The 21078-nt window shown below is 54.1% G+C and carries 15 protein-coding genes and 1 pseudogene; 8 read left to right on the top strand and 8 right to left on the bottom strand.

Translation table 11 applies throughout. The annotated features are described in order from the left end of the window. Positions 1-163: 163 nt before the first annotated feature. On the bottom strand, positions 164-409 hold the full coding sequence (locus J7U39_RS27735; RefSeq protein WP_168277479.1) for a hypothetical protein: 246 nt from the start codon (positions 407-409) through the stop codon (positions 164-166). Positions 410-1523: 1114 nt separating this feature from the next. Between J7U39_RS27735 and J7U39_RS27730 the strand changes: the two are divergent. From J7U39_RS27730 to J7U39_RS27705, 6 genes and pseudogenes are all read left to right on the top strand, one after another. Continuing rightward, positions 1524-2652: pseudogene (locus J7U39_RS27730) on the top strand (IS3 family transposase). A gap of 556 nt (positions 2653-3208) precedes the next feature. Next, positions 3209-4456 carry a Glu/Leu/Phe/Val dehydrogenase gene (locus J7U39_RS27725; protein ID WP_205917676.1) on the top strand — a complete coding sequence of 416 codons (1248 nt, stop codon included), beginning with the start codon at positions 3209-3211 and terminating at the stop codon, positions 4454-4456. Between the two features lie 158 nt (positions 4457-4614). Continuing rightward, positions 4615-5553, top strand: coding sequence for a hypothetical protein (locus tag J7U39_RS27720; protein ID WP_168277480.1), 939 nt, complete (start codon positions 4615-4617; stop codon positions 5551-5553). Between the two features lie 154 nt (positions 5554-5707). Further along, a complete protein-coding gene (locus tag J7U39_RS27715) occupies positions 5708-6964 on the top strand; it encodes an ATP-grasp domain-containing protein (RefSeq protein WP_168277481.1) in 1257 nt (418 codons plus the stop codon). A 226-nt stretch (positions 6965-7190) separates the two neighbouring features. Continuing rightward, the gene (locus J7U39_RS27710) at positions 7191-8312 is read left to right on the top strand and encodes a KamA family radical SAM protein (RefSeq protein ID WP_131702612.1); all 1122 of its coding nucleotides are present in this window, start codon (positions 7191-7193) and stop codon (positions 8310-8312) included. A 126-nt stretch (positions 8313-8438) separates the two neighbouring features. Beyond that, a complete protein-coding gene (locus J7U39_RS27705; protein WP_131702611.1) occupies positions 8439-8834 on the top strand; it encodes a hypothetical protein in 396 nt (131 codons plus the stop codon). 609 nt (positions 8835-9443) lie between these two features. Here J7U39_RS27705 and J7U39_RS27700 read toward each other — a convergent pair. Both J7U39_RS27700 and J7U39_RS27695 read right to left on the bottom strand, forming a co-directional pair. Continuing rightward, positions 9444-10904, bottom strand: a complete 1461-nt coding sequence (locus tag J7U39_RS27700) for a M81 family metallopeptidase (RefSeq protein ID WP_168277083.1) — start codon at positions 10902-10904, stop codon at positions 9444-9446. Positions 10905-11102: 198 nt separating this feature from the next. Beyond that, positions 11103-12203: an ABC transporter substrate-binding protein gene (locus J7U39_RS27695; RefSeq protein WP_247241812.1), complete on the bottom strand. Its 1101-nt coding sequence runs from the start codon at positions 12201-12203 to the stop codon at positions 11103-11105. Positions 12204-12710: 507 nt separating this feature from the next. Between J7U39_RS27695 and J7U39_RS27690 the strand changes: the two genes are divergently transcribed. Next, entirely contained in the window at positions 12711-13415 is a 705-nt protein-coding gene (locus J7U39_RS27690; RefSeq protein WP_246622111.1) for a hypothetical protein, read from the top strand. Positions 13416-13625: 210 nt separating this feature from the next. Here J7U39_RS27690 and J7U39_RS27685 read toward each other — a convergent pair whose 3' ends face one another. The 5 genes from J7U39_RS27685 to J7U39_RS27665 form a co-directional block, all read right to left on the bottom strand. Then, on the bottom strand, positions 13626-14594 hold the full coding sequence (locus J7U39_RS27685) for an ornithine cyclodeaminase family protein (protein WP_210633199.1): 969 nt from the start codon (positions 14592-14594) through the stop codon (positions 13626-13628). Beyond that, entirely contained in the window at positions 14591-15457 is an 867-nt protein-coding gene (gene proC / locus J7U39_RS27680; protein WP_210633198.1) for a pyrroline-5-carboxylate reductase, read from the bottom strand. The genes J7U39_RS27685 and proC overlap by 4 nt, the downstream gene beginning before the upstream one ends. Positions 15458-15572: 115 nt before the next feature. Further along, positions 15573-17120: an AMP-binding protein gene (locus J7U39_RS27675; RefSeq protein ID WP_207580270.1), complete on the bottom strand. Its 1548-nt coding sequence runs from the start codon at positions 17118-17120 to the stop codon at positions 15573-15575. A gap of 7 nt (positions 17121-17127) precedes the next feature. Then, positions 17128-17898, bottom strand: a complete 771-nt coding sequence (locus tag J7U39_RS27670; RefSeq protein ID WP_210633197.1) for an enoyl-CoA hydratase/isomerase family protein — start codon at positions 17896-17898, stop codon at positions 17128-17130. A gap of 542 nt (positions 17899-18440) precedes the next feature. Then, positions 18441-19283, bottom strand: coding sequence for an IclR family transcriptional regulator C-terminal domain-containing protein (locus tag J7U39_RS27665; protein ID WP_168299463.1), 843 nt, complete (start codon positions 19281-19283; stop codon positions 18441-18443). A gap of 227 nt (positions 19284-19510) precedes the next feature. On the opposite strand from J7U39_RS27665, the gene J7U39_RS27660 reads away from it, so the two are divergent. Beyond that, entirely contained in the window at positions 19511-20500 is a 990-nt protein-coding gene (locus J7U39_RS27660) for a succinylglutamate desuccinylase/aspartoacylase family protein (protein ID WP_018517524.1), read from the top strand. Positions 20501-21078: the final 578 nt, after the last annotated feature.

Below are 21078 nucleotides of genomic sequence, written 5' to 3'. Positions count from 1 at the left end.
CCCCAATCGGATTCGGGCTTTAGGGACCCGACTAACACTGAGCACTGCTCGTGCAATAAAGTTGCGCCGCAAGAAGGCGCTGTCCGGGTTCAGGTTGATGCCCTCCTCAATCGCCGAGAGCGCCGTCTTGCCATTCTTAATCTCTACCGCCGCCCAGACTCGATCATGAAACTATCTGCGCAGCATAAGTCTCGCCTTCAGCAATCCGCTCCTCTTCGGCATTTTTTGCTTCCGCGCTGGCGCGCCAGCTGCCGTCAAACACTTTTGGCAATACATCCTCGAGCATAACCAGATCACCTATAAAGGCGATGCTTCCGTCTCGGTCGACAATGAACGCCTTTGGAACGTGGAACGACAGGCTGGCTTTGAGCCAATCCTCGTCCATTTCGCCTGAGCGGTCGAACCCCATCCGAATGCTCGTATTCGGAGCGATTTGGTTATAGACGCGTCCACCTGGGCTCGGACGTCGTCAGCCGTTGCAGCTTCCTCACTTGCTGGCGGGGCCGGAGAATTGAGGTTTAAATTAGAAGACATTTCATGTTTCCCACAGTGTTTTATCCGGCGTTTCGCGCGCCAGGGCCCTTCCGGCGAAGTATCAGGTCGATTTGTTTTGATATTGAAGGGGCATCGCGGCGATCGTTCCATAGGTTGGACATTGAACGTTTGTGATCCCGTCTTCTGAAATGGCTTCTGCGGTTGCGGCGTGACATTGCAAATTCCTTCTTCTGAGAGCGTGATGATATTCACCGTCGTGACGGGAAGGTGCCGAGGTCTAATGCAGATGGAGCAGCTGGCCATTCCAGAGCTCCTCGCCATGTAAGTCGATTGCTGGAGGGTCAGCCTCCTTCCGATGCCGGTCAGACCGGGGCCGTGTCGCCGTCAGTTGTCTGCTTCCCGATGAAGTGGATACCAGGCGTCCGAAGCCCGGCACTTGTTTGATACAGACCACGATGTGCATAGCCGTTTAAGCTCCCAATCGGATTTGGGCTTTAGGGACCCGGCTTACTCTGAGCACTACTCGTGCCAATCAGGTTGCGCCGGTAGGTCTTTGAGATTGCGAGTCTTTCGTTGTCGCTATGCGGAGGGGTTTTGTAGGGTCGCCGACATGTCGTGTCGCAATCCGCCCCGATCACCGCCGCGAACGGAGGGGCGGTTCGATAGGCTTCAGGTCGGACAACTCCATGATAGCTGCGCAACGAGGCGGAAGATTTCAACGCCGAATAACACGCCGGAGATAGCAAGGAGACTGAAGTTCTGGTGCGGTGGGCGTGTATCGAGATTCGGTTTACCGTTGATCGTCTGACTAGTGACACCGTATGCGCGATCAGAAGCACAGCGATCGAGAGAATAACACTGCGGGCGCCTAGTGAGGTTGGACAAGCGGTTTAACTGGACGTTGCGGCGTGAGTAGGATCATTGCCAGATGCGTGGAGAAATCCTTGCTGGAAATATCAATCAAAAGCCGTGAATAGCCCCGAGATTTGTAGACGCCTTCTTTCCTAAGTTGAGGCAAGAAGATCATCATGAGCAAATCGAATTTCAGCGAAGAGTTTAAGCGGGACGCTGTGCGTCAGATCACTGAACGGGCTATCCGGTTGCGGAGGTCTCGCAGCGGCTGGGTGTGAGCCCGCACTCGCTCTATGAGTGGAAGAGAAGTTTTCCTCCACGTCTGACAACCAGGGCAGCGACCAGGCCGAGGAGATCAAGCAGCTCAAAAAGGAATTGGCGCGCGTCACCGAGGAGCGCGACATACTAAAAAAAGCGACCGCGTATTTCGCCAGGGATGCAAAGTGAAGTACGCGTTCGTTGCAAAGCATCAGGAGCTGTTTTCGGTACGGACGATGTGCCGCCTGTTGCGCATCCATCCCAGCGGATTTTATGCCTGGCTTCGGATGCCGCTGAGCAAGCGTGCCAGTGAGGACAAGCGGCAGATGGATCTGCTCCAGACGGCTTGGGAAGAGAGCGGCAAGGTCTACGGGTATCAGAAGCTCCATGACGACCTGCTCGATCACGGTGAGACATGCTGCCCCAACCGGGTTGCTCGCCTGCCCCGGATAGCTGGCATCAAGGCTCAGATCGGCTACAAACGCCGTCCCGGCATCTATGGCGGCAGACCGTCCGTTGTCATCGACAACACGCTGGATCGGCAATTCGACGTCGAGGCTCCAGACAAAGCTTGGGTCACTGACATCACCTACATCCGTACCAACGAGGGTTTTGCCTATCTGGCCGTCGTCATCGATCTCTATTACCGCCGGGTCATTTGGCTGGTCGATGCAGAGCCGTCAGACAACGGATGTCGTGCTCCAAGCATTACTGATGGCTGTCTGGCGGCGAAAGCCAAAGGAAAAAGTTCTGGTGCATTCAGATCAGGGATCGCAATTCACCAGCACGGACTGGGCAGCGTTCCTGAATCACCACAATCTGGTTCATTCGATGAGCCGACGGGGCAACTGCCATGACAATGCCGTGGCTGAGAGCTTCTTTAATCTGTTGAAGCGGGAGCGGATACGCCGAAAGGTCTATCGCTCAAGAGACGAAGCCAGACAAGACGTGTTCGACTACATCGAGATGTTCTACAACCCGAAGCGCAAACATGTCAGAAACGGGATGCTGTCGCCCGTCGAGTTCGAAAAGCAGCAGAGAACGTAACCCGAGGGTATCTACGAAACTCGGGGCTATTCACCGTCCATAGACGCTGCTGCAGCCTGTCGAGCTCTTTCTCCGCCTCAATCGTTACATCAACGCCGTTCTGATCGGCTGGGCGAGCTACCGTATGATCAGATGAACAAGCCGAAGCCACTTGATCTGACGCGACTTGCTACATTGAGCCAGCGCCATCCTTCAGACGCATGACAACAATCCGGCATTGTCGTCACCTTTGTCAGATCAGCGACAAAGGCTACCTCCTCGCATCGCGCGCCTTTTCCGCCCACATAACTGGAATAGCAGGGAATTATTGTTCGTCAGCTCAATCGGCCTTCTTGGCACGAATCTTGAGAGCTATTGCGAGGCAGCGGATCGGCTTCTGCATCCGCGTTGCGAGATAACCGCATCATGAAGGAACGCCAAGCATGGCAGCTCTGCGTCAGATTTTATGGAAAGGGCGGGTTTGGCAAGTCCACTACGTCCCAAAACACGCTAGCGGTCTTTGTGGACAATCACGTACCACGGATACCTGTGATCATCCGAATTGGGGGAACGCTCAATGAGCCATGACACCATGTTGCATCGGGCCCTGACACGTCTTGTTGACGCGGCCAAGCACCTCAACATCGACCCGATAATTCTTGAAAGATGGGCGTCCCCGAAAGAGACCACGCACGCCCGTCTGACGATCCAAATGGACGACGGTTCACACAAACACCTACCGGCCTTGCGCTGCCGCTATGACGATACCCGCGGCCCAACCAAGGGCGGCATCAGATATCACCCTAGTGTAACGGCAGATGAAGTAGAGACGCTCGCCTTCCTGATGACTATCAAGTGCGCAGTGGTGAACCTGCCGTTTGGTGGCGGCAAAGGCGGCGTCCAGATTGATCCTCACTCTCTTTCCAAGAATGAACTGGAGCGTCTTGCGCGTGGCTATGTCCGCCGCTTTGCCAATGTCATCGGCCCCAACCGCGACATCCCGGCGCCCGACGTCAACACCAACGCGATGACCATGGCATGGATGGCGGACGAATACGCTTCTATCGTTGGCGAGTGGACGCCGGCGGTCTTCACCGGTAAGCCAATCAGCCTTGGTGGCTCGCTTGGCCGTGATGATGCGACGGCCCGTGGCGGCTATTATCTCCTCCAATTCCTGGCGAAGGACCTCGGCTTTACTCCGGGTGCACGAGCCGCGATCCAAGGCTTCGGCAACGCCGGATCTCACATGGCGCAGCTGCTCGAATCGGCCGGATACAAGGTCGTGGCGGTTTCCGACTCAAAGGGTGCAATTCGTTGCCCGGCGGGCCTCGATATCAAAAAGCTGAATGCTGCTAAAGAGCGCAACGGAGGCGTTACCAGCTTCGCGAGTTCAGACGGTGTCTCGAGAATTGCTGCCGACGAACTGGTTTCGGTGGATTGCGACCTGCTCGTTTTGGCAGCCCTGGAGGACATGGTCCACGCGGGTAACGCTGCCAACGTAAAGGCTCCGATCATTCTTGAACTCGCCAACGGCCCGATCACGCTGGAGGCTGATGAGATCCTCAAGAACAGGGGCGTTGCCATTCTTCCGGATATCCTCGCGAATGCGGGTGGGGTCGCTGTCTCGCATTTCGAATGGGTGCAGAACCGCCAAGGCGACCGTTGGCTCATTGAGGACATACATGCCCGGCTGAAGACGAAGATGGAAGAGGAAGGAGCCGCAATATGGGCGTGTGCGAAGGACAAGAACATCACCCTGCGAAGCGCCGCCTACGTCCACGCGCTCTCACGACTTGTAGACGCTATTGAGGCGAAGGGGACTTAGCAATTCTTTGCAAGCTAATGGCCGAAAGGAGACCAGTACGAACCACCGCTGTGCGGAGTGACAGCTAAAACATCTACGTCCGAGGCGCGGTTCATTGAGTTTCGAAGTCGAGCGCCTCTGACATCCTTAGGCCTTCAGCCAAGATCAGGAGTGAAATGATGACCGATATCGTTGGGCACTACGTTGATCACGAAATGACGTCGCCATTTCAAATGGCGCAGCATTCAGCGAAGATCAAACCGATGGCGATCGATTTAGCGAAACGCGGGATCCTTTTAATCACAACCTGCCTGCGCGTTGAAGTCTATGGAGAAGAGTCTGCGCTCGGAAATATAGATCTTTTGTTCTCTGGTTTTCCGCGCGCGCTTGTCAAAGGTGCGAGGGCTGTTGCTAAGCGTCTCGCGGAGATCTCTTCCGGTGCTAAATCCCAGATCCTTGGGGAGCCCTACGTTAACGATCAAGTTTCGAATGCTGTTGCGCTCCTTGATCCGGCGCTTCCAATTTCTCGGATCGCACGGCTGGCACTAGGTGTGGGTCGCGCATCGCGAGAGCGACTGCACTTCATCGCACCGTTCAACTATGATCGAATTGTTTACGACTTAATAGCCGAGCAATTTAAGGGGATAGAGGAACCCGGCCGTCTTTACATGATTGGGGCAGGTATGCTGGGGCGCGACCTAATCAGCACTAGAGGGGCAGATCGATTCCGTTCCACTGTAGTCGTAACGCGGAATCCCAAAAAACTTCGCAGGCGCCTCCGGGGCTCCTCTGACAGGGAAATCGCGATAATGCGTCCAGAAGAGATTGGGGGCGTTCGAGAGCTGCGTTCATGCGCTGCTATCGCAACCGCCGATTTAAGTGAAGATTACAAAGCGGCTCTAAAGGGCGCCCTTCTGCGACTGGAGCCACGCATCATAGTGGACCTTTCGTCAATTCCGGTGCTGTCGAAATGCGCGGTCCCGAAGCTCAACTATGTGACTATGTACGACCAAGATTTTCTCAGGCTTATAGATCTGAACAATCAGCATTTGGTGTCTAAACTGCCCCTACTTCTTTCCGATATTGAGAGAACGCTACCGACGGCTGAGGTCTTCTAGACTACGTCATCTATTGACTCACGCAGGGGACACTCTTGTGGCCAGTAAATTGCGATGCAATACGCGAACCTTGGAAAAATGGGAACCTCTAGAGACAATTCAGTGCGAATTTGCCCTCGGATACAGCCTCGGACGGATGGAGGGTCAACACCCAATGCGAACAAAAGCACTCGTACTCATTGAAGGATCGAGAAGTAATGGTCTGCTGTACGTCCAGGCCGCCCGACGTCGTGGACTACAACCGATTACCCTGGCGGCTGATCCAACGCAGTATGACTACCTTATGGCGGAAGGCGGTAAGGCGATAATGGTCGATACTGACGATTTCGATGCGGTGAAGCGTGAGTGCCTCAATCTGGCTACGACCTGTGATATTGCCGGGTTTGTCGGTTTTGCGACCCGCGGCGAGTCGGTTAACGTGACGGTCGGAAAGCTATGCCGGTGCTTCGACCGACCAGGTCCGGACCCCCTTTTGATCGAACGTTGCTGCGACAAATTTAATCAACGTCAGCTCCTGACGCAAAATGGCCTGCCAGTACCGACCTTTCGATGGGCAGCTAGTGCAATGACTGTGGATAGGGCTGCCGCTAACATCGGGTTCCCGGTTATTGTTAAGCCCGCAGTTGGAAACGGAAGCAGCGGTGTCCGATTATGTCGCGATGCCGCTGAGTTAGCCGAACACACAACCTATCTCCTGGGAGGGGCTTTCCCCTGGCGGTCTTCGCCGACAATACTTGTCGAGGAGTTCGTAGAAGGGCCTTTTTATGACGTTGTTACAATGGGGAACGCAGTCATTGCGATTGGTTCAGCCGAATTTGGGCCCCCGCCTCATTTCGTTCCTCGTAGAAGCATGTTTCCAGCCCAGCTAACTGATGAGGAGCACGAGGGTATCACGGATGTCTCGTTGAGGTGCTTGCAAGCACTCGGCCTCGGCTGGGGCCCAGCAAATGTTGAACTCCGCTGGACAAAAAGAGGCCCGGTCGTGATGGAAGTCAACCCACGGCTTCCGGGTTGGACCACTTCTCGGCTGGTCCAGTTGGCCTACGGTCTAGATGTCATCGAACAACACATCAGCCTTGTTATCGGGGAAGAGTGCGACCTGCATAAAAGCCGATCCCGCGTCGCGGCAGCCCATTTTTTCGTACCTGATCGGGACGGCACACTGGCTCACATCAGAGGTACCGATCTGGCGGAGATTGTACCAGGTATTGCTGAGGTTAGATTCTATGTTGACCCGGGAGTCTCTCTTGTCCGGAAAGGTGATTACCTAGACATAATCGGACATGTTATTGCCGCTTCGACCGACCCCGCAGAAGCCGAGGCGATACTTCACCGCGCGTTGAACCTAGTTGATTGGGCAGTCGCGCCATCCCCGGGTGAACAGGCTAACGGGAGGCTGCTTGGAACTTGACGGTCGTGTAACAATCTCTTCTCCGTCGAGCGACGTGACTGAAAAAACGATTGTGGTCGTTCGACTAGATGCCGCACGAGATGCGGCTGAGTAGGTCCAGGTGCGCCGCAACTTTGAACTGAGGAACGAAGGAAAATGTTAGGTTTGCTCCAGACCTCACTGCGGACGGGACCCTTCGTACTGGATGCTCAATACCGCCAACGGAAACTCAAACCGGAGATATCATATGACGACGGACCCGACGGCTTGGGATGATTGGCGTTGGCAGCTTGCAAACAGCGCCACCACGTTGGAGGCGCTCAAGGAGCAGCTAAACATCACTCCCGATGAAGTAGAAGCTTTCCAAAAAGTGGGTGAGCGATATTCTTTCCGGGCAACACCCTACTACCTATCGCTGATAGAAAAGGACAATCCGAACGATCCCATCCGCCTACAGGCAATTCCGAGCATCAAGGAACTCGACGACATCTTCCATATTGACCAACTTCCTTCGTTCCACAAGTCCGGCGTTGATTCCGAAAATCCTCTTTGGAAGGAGGGAAAGACTGACGTCGCTTGCATCGTTCACAGGTACCCGGACCGCGTTCTCTTTTATCTTACGAATTTATGCCCCACCTTTTGCAGGCACTGTTCACGAAAAATCCGCGCGGGCCGAGAGTCAATGGTCAGTGACCAAGCGCTAATTGACAGAGGTATAGCGTACATTGCCGAGCGTCCAGAGATTCGGGACGTACTGCTAAGCGGAGGCGATCCGCTGACCGTCTCTGATAGTAAGCTAGAGTATGTACTGTCACGCCTCAGGCAAATTCCTCACGTTCAGATTATTCGCATCGGCACACGAATACCTGTGACATTGCCGCAGCGGATCACGCCCGAGTTCTGCCAGATGATCAAAAAGTATCACCCCATCTGGATCAATACACACTTTAACCACCCCAATGAAATCACGTCTGAAGCGAAATTGGCGATCGAACGGCTGCTAGAAGCGGGAGTGCCAGTGGGTAATCAGTCGGTGCTCTTGAAAGGAATTAACGACTCTGTCGAGGTTATGAAAGAGTTGGTCCACAAACTCCTTATTGCGCGCGTGCGGCCATACTATTTATACCACGCCGACCTAGTGCGGGGCGCTGAGCACTTCCGAACTTCAATCAATGTTGGCATGCATATTATTGAAAGCCTGCGTGGGCACACTACCGGCTTTGCCGTACCGCAATACGTGATCTGCACCCCGCTCGGCAAAACACCGCTAAACCCAAACTATGTAATAGGAACTGGCCCCGGCTATATCGTCCTTCGTAACTACGAATGGAGAACCTGGAAGGACCCGGACAGGCACGAAACAACATGAGGACATGTAGCCGAATATGCTTTGAGGTAAAGTCATATACTCAAACATGTTCTTCTCGATCTGAAGCACGGAGTGCTTCAAGACCTGGTACTACCTGGTACCTTTTAAGGTACGGTGGAGATACGTATGTTTCTAAAAGCCGACGGAACTGAAGTGTGGTTGCGGAGTTCGACCAGATTGCCCTACCTGTCCCTGGTCGGTGCCATTGAAACATTAGAGGATTATGATGTAATCCGATCCAGACTGTCTCGAGCTTACGAAATGTTCCCCGGAATGGCATCCGATGACGCATTCCTGGTGCTAGAAGCCGAGGGCAGTAAATTGGTCTTCTGCGCTCGGCCCGACAAAGTGTGCGCCTTGTTGTTCCTGGGAAAATTCACACTCGCTGGAGACAAGCAACGAATCCATTCGCTCGAGAGCCTCGTAGAATTGGTAGCAAACTCTGTAAACGAGATCAGCTTGCGGGTGGGCGCGACGATTCGTTTCGAGGTCGTGCAACCGGAACTCGCTTCACAAACTTGAGTATTAACCAATTCGAGCTCGCTCCGACGGTTTTTGGTTGCTGCAGTTGCGCGCTGACTGCGGGTTGCGGTGCTGAGCCACCACTTCGGTTGCGCAGCACCGCATCACGCGGGCGGCGTGCCATAGGCGATCACATCAACGCTGACCCCAGCCGTGCGCCAGCGGGCAATCTTGCGGCGTTCATCGATATCGATCTGGGAGTAGGTGCGCTTCATGTCTCGTTCCTTGCAAGGATAAACCGTTGTTATCTATTGCAAGTCGCACTTCATCCTTGAACCCACCCCCCTACACATTTGCGGCGTAACAAACCTTATGGAACTTCGGCGAACTCTTCATCATCAATCAGGCGCGCGTGTCGACGGCAGAAAAGGTCATTGTGCTACGACAACGGCGACCAAGTCCCGGCAATTTCCAGCGAACGCTAACCCTAGCTATGCTGAAAATTTTCCGAACACATTGAGAGCGAAGATACTGTAGTCGAACCCCGTGGAGCTTTTCAAAGAACGCTATTGGGCTACGAATACCTTGCGCGGAGCTCGGTGTTTCGTGTGTGAAGTCCTCCAATGAATATTACACGTCAAACAGCTAGGATGCCGATATCCATTCTTGTTAATACACCGCCGATTGATCTAACGGCCAGATCGGCCGGCTGAGATGGGTATAAGAATGGTCGGAGAGATTCCTGCTCATGATCCCGGGGCTATCGGCGAGGAAGTCACGCTTTACGACTTTCGCAAAGCCAGCGCGCCAGTGGTTCGTGCACTTCAGCGCAATTATGCGGTAGCGTGTCACGTCGATACCATGAATCAGAAAGATTTCGGTGTCGATTGGCTGATGACGTTCGGAGACAACAATGACGTCGATCCCACCAATTTGCAACCTTGCGGTGCGGCCAACAATGACTTGGCTTCCCTTGCCCATCGGAGACTGGCAAAGGAACTGCCCATCGGTCAGAATCTTAACGTACGCCGTCGCAGCGATAGGACTTCCGTGCCGAACATCCGTTTTGCCACCAAGTTCAACCTCGATAGTGGCACCGACGCCCGCTGCGAGAGCCTTCGCTACGACTGAAGGGTCAAACATTGCCGCAAAACACGTATTGGTCAGGTTCGCGTCGAGCATGGCGCGTAGCAAATATGTCCCATCGCCAGGGCAGCCGCCGCCGGGATCGTCTCCCCCATCCAACAGAGCGACTGGCCAGGCGCCAGAGCTTAGCGCGGACTCGATCGCCGTCTCCGGCGAAAGAGCGTTTGACCGAAACTTATCCCGTCTTTCCCAGACGAACCGAGCGACGCGCTGGGCAGCCTCACGAGCCTTTTGTGCATCTCCGTTCGCGATTACTAGCACCGACGGCCCAGTGTCAGCGGTATCGGTCCATACAAATCCATGAAAGAAAGTGCATGCGATAATGTCAGGCTCTTGTTCGATGGAGCGACATAGTTCGTTAACCGTAGCCATCGGGCCATACATGGTAGTCGCGGTGACCAGCAGGATGGGAAGCTTCTCAATGTGCAGCTTCGGGATGATGCGCCCAGAAAGCAATTCAGGGAGGATATTTATCGCATCCTGCCCTCTTTCAAACATGTCGGTATGAGGATGGAAATTTGTTCCAAAAATTGCATCAACAATTACGGAAAGAGACGCATCGAGGTTCCCGTGAAGATCAAGGGTTAGCACGATCTTCACATTTGGACCAACGAGGTCGCGAACTTTTCGGCATATGTCGATCTCTATATTGCCTATCGCCTTCGCAATGCCCGCGCCGTGGAGAGCCAGCGCCACCGCATCGACCGGGAGAGCGCGTTCGATACTCGCAAGCAGATCGCCAAGCATACTGGCATAGGCTTCTTCCTCAATGACGCCGCCGGCTTCAGCGGATGCAAACATCGTCGGTTGAACGACTGCCCCTGCCTTCTCCGCGGCGTCTAGCATTCCGCCTATATAGGAGCGAACTCCGCTGTGAGCCTCGATCAGACTTTTCTCACGTACGATCTCAAAATCTAAAAGCTGTGCATCTTGCCTGCGAAACGTATTCGTCTCGTGAAGGATACCACCTACGGCAATTCTCATCAGTTTCTCCATTCTCCAGATGGCGAACCGCATAAACTCGGAAGAGCGGGGACCCGGCCGCGTTAGGGTCAAAAAGGTACTTCTCTAAGCGGGTTTGTCGGTGCCAGTAAATTGCCCTAGGATATCGTGCTGCTTAGTAAAGGGCGAGGCTCGCCTTTATAAAGCAGCTGCGGACCTATGGACCGCAGCTGCAAAACCTCACCGTGACAGAAAAGTGGTGCAGCGCTCTATGGCCACATCATAGTTGGTGCGGCCGTCCGAACCCCGTTGAACCCACCAATCGTAATTCTGTACGATCTGCTGTTCCATGATTCCGGGTGCGCCAGGTATGGTTTCCGCCAGTTCCTTCGGCAAAAGCTTGAATGCATCCTTGTTGACCGGGCCGTACGGGATTGCTTCTGCGAACGCTGCCTGTGCCTCTGCCCGCGAAATGTAGGCAAGAAGCTTCGAAGCGTTTTCCTTATTGGACGCGCCCTTCAGAATGATCCAATCATCATACTGCAGCATGGACTGATCCCATGACAGTTCCAGTGGCGCACCTTGTTTCTTGGCAGTGACGATGCGGCCGTTCCATGCAGCGGCCATATCAACTTCACCGCCGATAAGGCTTTGCGGCGCGTCTGCGCCCGTTGCCCACCAGCGACCAACATTGGGCTTTATTTCCTTAAGCTTCGCGAAGGCTCGATCCATATCGAGAGGATAAAGCTTGTCTTTTGGGACGCCATCACCGATCAGTGCCCCTTCCAGAAGTGCGCCATACAGCATCAGGTCGCAATTTGGGAGGCTTCGCTTGCCTGGAAATGCCTTCACATCGTAGAAGTCAGTCCAATTCTTCGGACGCTCATTGGGAAATTTGCCTGTGTTGTATGCGACCACAACTGAGTAATAGAAAGAGCCGAGGCCATATTCACCCTTCATGAATTCCGGAAGCCCTGCCAGAGTTTCCTTGGCAAAAAAGGTGTAGTCGATCTTTTCCAGAGCATCGTTGTCAACCCATGTCGGTACCTCACCGCCATTGATATTGCTGATATCGGCCTCTGGTTGGCCGAGCTTTGCCGAGGCAAGCAGTTTAGCGCTTGAAGGGATGGTAATCACTTTGATGCCAGTATCGCGCTCAAACGGTTCGAACCAAGCCTTTTTTTGCGCTTCTTCAAAAGCGCCGCCGGCGGTGGCAACGACCACCTCCCCAGTTCCCTTAAGATTTTCCGGGATCTCCTCCGCGCGAGTTGCGGTCGGCAATCCGGAAAGCAATATCGCCGCACAGACCGCGAGAGCGTCGCTTGCTATTCTGTTGCTCATCCTCTGTTCCCCTTTTGTGCAAAGCTCGAAGTGGATTCCAACGTCATAAAGACTCGAGCGCATCTCCAGACATGCTTAGCAACTGCATCATACGGTTATATCGCATAGCAATACGACATATTGTATAATTTAATTTATTTTCGTCAAGGAGAATATTTCCGGCATAGGAACGGCTTGACGCTGCTTCAGTGCGCCCGACACCGTACGCATCTTGAACCAAATAATGCGTTGAAGCCGACGTGATACCAAGTTGACGCCCGGCAGCGATGAGGCAAGGCTGCCTGCAATCAAACCAACCACAGTTTTCGGGATCTACGAACTGAACGCTTTGAAGGTGCAAGATCTTGTACCCTATGTGGAATTCCGAGCTTGGGCACCTCAATCACAACTCGTGCCCGAAGACCTTTGCGCAATCCTTCTCCAAAATGAAAATTCAATATTGCACATTGCATAATAATTTACGCGGGATGATACTGGATTGTGACAGTTTCCAGAGGAGGAAATAGAATGATCAGCAATGGAATGATTGGACGCGCGCTGGGCGTTCTGACGACCGAGGGCGACTCCGTGTTGCCGCGCGGCTATGTCGCTAACCCTGAGACATTCGATTTTCCGATCATCGCGGAAAAAGTCGAAGGGGCCTATATGGATCGGCTCTGGGCCCGCGATTCTTCGATTGAGCCCGCCCTTATCGTCGCTGCCGAACGTCTGGTAAAAAGGGGTGCTGTCGCAGTTGCTTCAGATTGTGGCCTTTTTTCTTGGCATCAGCCTGCGGTGGCAGCAGCGGTGGGCGTTCCGGTGATTTTATCGAGTCTGCTTTTGTTGCCTCTCTTGCTGCGTCAGGCGAGCCGTGCGGCGAAAATTGGACTATTGAGTGTCTCCTTGCCGTCCCCCTACGATGACGCAGCCCTCGGCATTGAGAATTCGGCTGATCGGAGCAGGGTAGTTTTCGGCGGTTGCGAAGGTGCGTATGAGCAAAGCGTGAAGACGCGCTATCCAGCGGAGGTGACTATCTCTGAAAAGATGGCGGGCCTTGAGGCAGATGTGATTGCGGGTGCAACACGCTTGCGAGCGTCTCACCCAGACATTGCAAACATTCTACTGACCTGCACCGCTTTCCCTTGCGTTGCTCCGGCACTGCGAAAGAAAATTGGCTTACCAGTCTACGGCATTACGGATCTCTGTCGTTTAACGATGGGCGCACTCCACTAAAGCTGCCCTGTTCAGCAAATCTAAGGATAAGTCACCGTATGTTCCCGGCACACTGGTTTGCAGTGTGCGTGATCGGCCGATCGCCTGCATACGAAGCTGTACTTGCAGTGCAGCCGGGAGAGGTTGAGGGTGTGTGACGCCAAAATTCAGACTTGGCGTTCATCTAAGTTGGAAAACGATCACATTGGAGCAACCCGGAACTGGATCCTATTAGCGGCGCAATTTTGTCCCGACATTTTCCCGCCGAGCCCTAATGTAGAGTTCACCCGCCACAGCAAGATCCGCCAACGCAAAACCAGGATAGATGAATAGGATACGATCCAATCCGCTTGTGCGGCCCCTCGAAACGCCGCTTGCGAGATCAGCCAAGTCCGCATTAAATGGACCAGAATAAGCTAGCTTTGATCGGCTATCAGGATCCTCGGCTTGCACCTGGTCATCGACGATGAACGAGCTAAATGCTCCAAAACTATCAGGCAACCACGATCGCCCCATATCGATTGCGATAGCCAGGCTACCCGCCGTCAGCTTCCGAGCATCGAGGAACGGCTCCATACCTGCGACACTCGGAACGGTGGAGACAACGATGTCGCATCGAAGGACATCATCCGGGCTGGTGGTGGTTCGACCGTTGGCGCCGTCTGCGTCGGCGTGCGCAGCGAGTGATACCGCAGACTCGATACGGCGGTCGAAGCATACGATGTCAGCTAAGCCCGGAAGCACGTCTCGCAGCGCCGTCAGATGGCCGTATGCCTGTGCCCCGCATCCTACGAAGCCTAGCGAAGTGCTAGTCGGTGATGCGAGGTACTCAGACGCTAGTGCCGACATGGCTGCGGTCCTCATGACTGTGAGGCGGTTACCGTCCACAACGGCGAGCGGCAGTCCGGTTTCACCATCGCCGAGGATGATCAGGCCATTAACATTTGGCAGTCCTCGCTGAGAGTTCGTTCCTACGACACTCACCCACTTTACAGCCGCCAAGGGAGGTTCGTTGCAAACCGCGGCCATCGTCTGAAAATATCGATCTGGTGCGGCTCTCACAGTCTGCTTGGAAGGGATCCGCAGTTCACTTGAACTATAGGCTTCAAATGCCTTTCGAAGCACCGCCCGCAGTTCAGATGGCGATATGTTCAATTGATCTATGTCTGATGCATTCAGGTATAAGATGTCTTCTGTCATTTGGTCCCCTGGCCGCTTGACGTTAATCCAAGTTCCTCTGCTCCACCAAGTTCCAATGATCGTTGAAAAGCTGCCTTAGTGGTGCGCAGTATGAGTGCAGAAAGTGCGCTTTCTGTCGCAAGGACCGACATAGCCGCTGCGGTGGTTCCATTCGGGCTTGTGACTTGTCGTCGAAGCTCCGCTGGGTGGTCATTGGATGCAAAAGCTAGCGCCGCCGCACCGTGAACAGTCTCTTTGGCCAATTTGCTCGCTACTTCCGCCGGCAGACCTAGTTCACGAGCCGCATCACCCAGGCACTCGATGAGGTAGAAGATGTACGCCGGCCCTGAGCCGCTTATTGCTGTGGCCGCGTCTATAAGGTCTTCTCGTGTGACTTGATGAACCGCACCACCGGCTTTGAACAACGATAAGACGTTCTCAAGCTCGCCGTCTTCTACAGCGCTATCGGTAAAAATAATCGTTGAGCCTTTTCCTATAGCGGTCGGGGTGTTCGGCATCGCACGCACGATACGTGGAGATTCAAGCAATAGTTTCAACTTCCCAGCGGGAACGCCCGCCGCGATGCTCACGAAAACGGTGCCATCTGAAAAGCGCTGATAGGGAGGCAGCTCATTTTGGAGGGCTTGAGGCTTAAGTGCGAAGACGATGATTCCTGCTTTTGCTGGTAGCGTCTCACAGGTCTCATGGGTATTCACGCCGAGCGCCACGGCTCTCTCCCGCAGAACTCTGACTCGCTCGACGACGTGGACAGCGGCGGGATCGACAGTAGACGTGTCGATCCATCCCCGTAGCAGTGCATAGCCCATATTGCCGCAACCGACGAGGATCAAGGGTTCATCTAGTTTGATTGATGTGCGGTTCATTTCACCATCCCGTCCCGTTCTGCGTTGCCGCTGCGCTGTACTCCGTACGCTTCAACAAGGTAGCCAATCTAAATTTGCGTTCAGCGCGGTGGGCCTGCATACCTGTGACCCCAGCCTAAGCCCGAGCTTGCTCTTTTGCTGCCAGCCGATCCCAGCAATCGTTTAGATCTTTGGGAAGCAAATGCTTCATGATCCTCTGACTTGGCGTGCGCTCAAATTCCTTCACCACTGTGATGTAGCGAGGGTTCTGGTAGGAGGCGAGGCGGTCAGAAAGCCAGTGAGATAGATGCTCAGGCTCGATAACTTTTCCGGTCTTCGCTTTCACGAACAATTTGATGTCCTGCTCACCCACATCGGCAGCTACTCCGATCATCGCGCAGTCTTCAACGGCCGGATGAGTACCAACGACACGCTCCACTTCCCAAGCAGAGACATTCTCTCCCTTACACCGGACGCTGTCTGTCAACCGGCCATGGAACCACAGGTTTCCGTCTCCGTCTAAAGTGCCTGCGTCTCCAGTGTGAAGCGCCCCGTTTACGAGCGCTTTTCCCGTTGCTTCCTGGTTGCGGAGATAACCCTTGAAAAGAGCACCAGCGAGCGAGGATCTGACGACGATCTCTCCTCGATTTCCGCTCGCAACGGGGTTGCCCACCTCATCCTCGATCGAAACAGAAAACCAAGGCGTCGGCTTTCCGACGGAGCCAACGACACCTTTGGTGTTGCAGGTCGTAATGCTCGCTGCTTCGGTCATCCCATAGCATTCCCGGATCTCAACGCCGAAGCGATCACGGAATTCCGGCCAAACGTCTTTCGGGCACCCGCCTCCCCACGCGATCCGAACCGAATGTTCACGATCAAGCAGGCTCCCCGGCTGCTTCAGCAAAATCTGAAGAATGCCACCGAGATAATGGATATGAGTTGCGCATGAGTTCCTAACTTGATCCCAGAAGCGGCTCGCGCTGAAGCGGTCGACCATGGCCAACGTCACATCTTCGATGATCGGCAGAACCAAAAGCTGGGCCCCGCCAATATGGAAGAGTGGCTCCCAGACAAAAAACACGTCTGCTGGACCCATTGAGGTTAGGGTCCGTACCGCTTCCCCCGCGAGCCGCAGCATCCCGTGGGTAACTAGCACACCCTTCGGCCGACCAGTTGTTCCCGACGTATACATGATCGCAAACAAATCGTGCGCATCTGGAACAGCATCAACAAAATTGCTTTCGCCGAGCAGGATTGCCTCCGGTACCGAATGATCTTGATCGCCGCCGACCAACATGATGTTTTCGGAGCGTAGTTGAGCACCGCACCCTGAGATCGTTGATCGGAAATCAGGGTCACATAAGATGAGCTTGGGTTCGCTATGCTCGAGCATGTAGCAAAGCCCGTCGCCCTTTTGCTGCGCATTGATCGGCACCCAAACGGCTCCAGCCTTTGCAATGCCGAAAAGGACAGGAAGCGATAGACGGGAGTTCCGCATCATTACTGCGACACGGTCGCCTGGTTGCACGCCTTTGCGTCGCAGTGTCGAGGCGAACGCGCTTGATTCCATTTTCAGCGTAGCAAAAGTGATCGGCTGACCGTTGAAAATCGCAAAAACCTGATCAGGGCTTCGGTCGGCTTTTGCATTGAAGTCGGCAATGAAGCCCTTGAGATTGTCCATCATGAAAAAGTCACGCCTTTCGAGATGCCCGTTCCGCCAAAAATTTCTCCATCATTTGAGCTGTTTCACCCGACGCGTAGGCTTCCCGGTGGATCCGGACTGCCGCATCCAGGCACTGGCGGAACCCAAGCTCGGTCATTTCGCGCAGCCATTGCTTATCGAGGCGCATGGCGACTGGAGGCTTGGCGCCAAGCTCAAGGGCGAGTGAAAGCGAAGCTGTCAGGACGTCTGCCTGCGGAACAATCTTGTTGATGATCCCGATGGAGTGACATTCGTCGGCACCCATCAGTCGGCCGCTAAGCGTCAGATCGGTTGTTCGAGCCAATCCAAGCATCTCGCGCATGATCCACGGCCCGGTTACGCTGGCGATCCCGGAATTGATCTCAGGCTGACCCATGCGTACTCCGGCATGACTGATGCGAAAGTCGCATAGCAGCGCAACCTGAAACGCGGAGCCGGCGGCCACACCATTCAAAGCCGCAACGAGAGGTTTGGAGAGCGAGCGAATTGCCCCGTACAGCCGCTCCCACTCAGCGATCCATTCGGAGCCTGTCTCTCCGTCGAAGGACTTGGATTCGTTGAGGTCCTGGCCGGCACAGAATGCCCGGTCCCCTGCCCCCGTCAGTACAATCGCACGGACTGTGCTGTCCTCCTCGAGATCGACGAGTGCTTCAACAAACTGGCTCCGCATTGGCTTGTGCCAGGCGTTCAGAATTTCGGGCCGATTCAGTGTGACCACTGCGACCTCGTCTCTTCTTTCAACGATTATGTAGCGATCCATGATCCACCATTCATTGGAATGCAATATTATATATCGCATAATGTGACGAACCTGTTCGTGAAGTCAAGCGTGTTTAAGCAGGTCGCTGGAATGTGACCCGGTCATTCCTCGCGTTTCAGCGACCGGGAAACGAGAGACGGCAACGATCATCCGGTGCATAGGTCGCTTGGAATCGATATAAGAAAGGATTTTGCGGGAGCGGGAGCGCGGTTACGCCAACCCGACACGTATGGTGCTGGCTGGCGGTAGGCGCGAATTTCCCGGAGGTGGGTAGATGGCAGGCACAAATTCTCAGTGTTTGAACGTCGTCGAGGATTGGCCCTGCGGTCACTTGCGAATTCGATCGCCAATCCGCTAGTTCTATCGGTCAAACCGTCTATTGTCGCAAACGTTATCCAATACGTCCTCAAAAAACCGATAACAGTATGGACGTAGAAGCCTTCTGGAACGACGCCTGAGATATGCTCCTCCGGCAGAAGATTCCGAGCATGACAACTTGCCGGAAAGTGTGCTCGCGCCACGCCCTCCTCAGGGTGGCGGCTTCAGGCTCGCCGGTACTGCGACGCTACCTTGGACATCTGTCTAGCAATCTCGACGGTAATCGGACTGAGTTCAGCTTCGACTCGTTCAATGGTCCAGTTAGCGGTGGAAACTGCGATGTTAACCGCTGCGACCACTCTGTTATCATACCCGAAAATCGGTGCAGCGATTGAAATGTCGCCGAGCATTGCCTCTTGGTTTGCGATGGCAAACCCCTTCTTGCGCACATTATCCAGCTCATCGAGCAACTTCGGGCGGTCTTGGATCGTAAAGGGAGTTAGAGCGTCGAAGGAAGGTGCTTTGAGGATCTCGCTTGCTACGCTCGGGTCCAAGTTTGCGAGGATCGCACGACCTGGCGCGGTCGCAAAAGCAGGAAGACGCGTCCCAATCGTGACATATGAACTCATCACGCTTCTACTCGGCACACGTGAGATGAACACGATGTCAGAACCATCGAGTTCCGTCAGATTGGCCGTCTCCTGTGAACGCTTGTTCGCCTCAAGCAAATAAGGAAATGTCGCTTCCACGATCGGATTGCTTCGCAAATACGCGTTGCCAATGTCCATGGCTCTGACAGAAAGTGAATACTGCCGAGTAGTTTCACTATGGGTCAGATACCGGAGCGCCCGCAAAGTGTAGAGCACGCGCTGGGTCGCACTTTTGTTCAAGCCGGAAGCCTCGGAGACTTCAGCCAATGTCATTGGGCGCGGATTTGAGCAAAACGTGTCTAGTACGAGCATCCCCTTTTCGATGGTGCCAAGATAAAGACGCTCGTCCACGTTGGTCTTTTCGAACGAAGCAGGTGGATTGACTCCGCTCTTGCCCTTACCGCCGCGATCAAGCATCGTGCCTCTCAAACTAAAAATGGAATGCGGTAGTGCATATTGCTATTCAATGCGCGTGTAAAGGCTGAAGCCCCGCGCTGATCCTCGGCATAGTCGTCACTGTGAACGGGAGCCATGCAGCTTTCCTTGACATCGGCAATCTACAATATATGATATTATTATGCAATAAAATTGAGGGGCGAACATGGCCTATGGCGGCGGTTCCGAAAATCACGTTGAGATCATAAATGAAGATAACCGCTCAAGAGAATAGCTGCAGATACGGTGAAGAAGGCGTATTCCGAGGAACATTCCGCTTCGACAACGAGGTCTTGGGGGATTATACTTGGCCGCTATGCGAAATCCGAGGAACGCAACCTGGCCCCCGGCTTTGTGTGTCTGCCGGAGTGCATGTCAATGAAGTATCTAGCATCGAGGCGTCCATACGGCTTCAGAGGCTTTTCGAGCCCGAAAAGATGAAGGGGTCAGTGTCAATTGTACCCGTCATCAATCAGCCAGCCATCCACAAATATAGCGAGTACGTGTGCCCCGTCGACGGCAAGAACATCAACCATACGTTCCCCGGTCGAACCGACGGGACCTTTTCCGAAGTCCTCTGCGACGCCGTCCTCAACGAGTGGGTCAAGGGTGCAGACTGCTACATCGACATGCATGGAGGGGATCTGAAAGAGAAGGTATCCTGGTTCACCATTTTCCAGCGCACGGGTGATGATGAATTCGACGCCGCGGCATGCAACGTTGCAATGTGCTTCAACAGTGAGATCGTGCTTGCCCTTGGCCCGGAATATATGAAGAAACCGGGTCGACCTCCGACAGCGTGCGCTTTGCGCAAGCAGATCGCCATAATGACCGAGGCCGGGTCGAATGGTCTTTTGAGCGAGGCCGATATTTCCTTTCATGTCGAGGGAGTATTGAACGTAGCCCGGTTGCTCGGAATTATAGATTCCCAACCGTCATCGGCCACCAATGGACGCTCATTATGCGACAGCTACATCTGGGTTGAATGTCCGAGCGATGGGGATTTTCATGCAGAAGTCGAGCCGGGATCCATCGTGAGGCAAGGGCAGCGTCTCGGCTCAGTGCGCGACGTATTTGGAGATGTCCTGGACGAGGTGTTTGCTCCGGCGACGGGATTCGTCCTTTGGCGTATTACTCACCCTTCCATCCGCAAAGGTGAAGCTCTGTTGACCATTGTTGAGGAGGCGCACGCAAAATAGTGTTCCGCAAGATTGGCTATATCTACGGCCAGTCCCAATACGCTTAGCCTCCCCACGACGATCCTCAACACCCAGTTTGCTAGTCTAGCGGCAGGATTGGGTCCGTGTGGCTGCCGATACCGGAATTCTTAAAAAAAGATGGCGAAAGAGCCGCAAATGGTTGCAAACGCGTCCGGGCGTAGAGCCGCAAAACGCCTTCATCCTCACACCATCGTCCTGCCGCATCGATCCAGAAGGCCCGAGCCCATCGCGAAATAGTTGGGCGCAAGGGTGAGGATCTTTGATTTAAGCGATTGCCTCCGACAATCTACCAAAGACGGCGGAACCAAAACCGCATTGACGTTCCCGCTTTTCCAATATATGATATTGTATAATAATATATGCGGCTTAGGACGTGACGAACGTTTTGGCCAAACCGCAAAGAAACGGGAACAGGAATGAAGCTGGTGTTTGGGACATCGCGAACTGCGTGGAAGCCCTCCAACTTCTGAAGATTTCTTGAATTAGATGCCGTCAGAAGAAAAGGCTTATGAGGCCAACGCGTAATAGTGGTCCTTCCAAGCCGTTTTCTGCTCGTT

Origin of the sequence: Rhizobium sp. NLR16a (genome assembly GCF_017948245.1) — a bacterium.
In the GTDB taxonomy this organism is placed as follows: Bacteria; Pseudomonadota; Alphaproteobacteria; order Rhizobiales; family Rhizobiaceae; genus Rhizobium.
The sequence above is the reverse complement of the archived record's forward strand: the minus strand, read 5'-3'. Positions and strand labels throughout refer to the sequence as shown.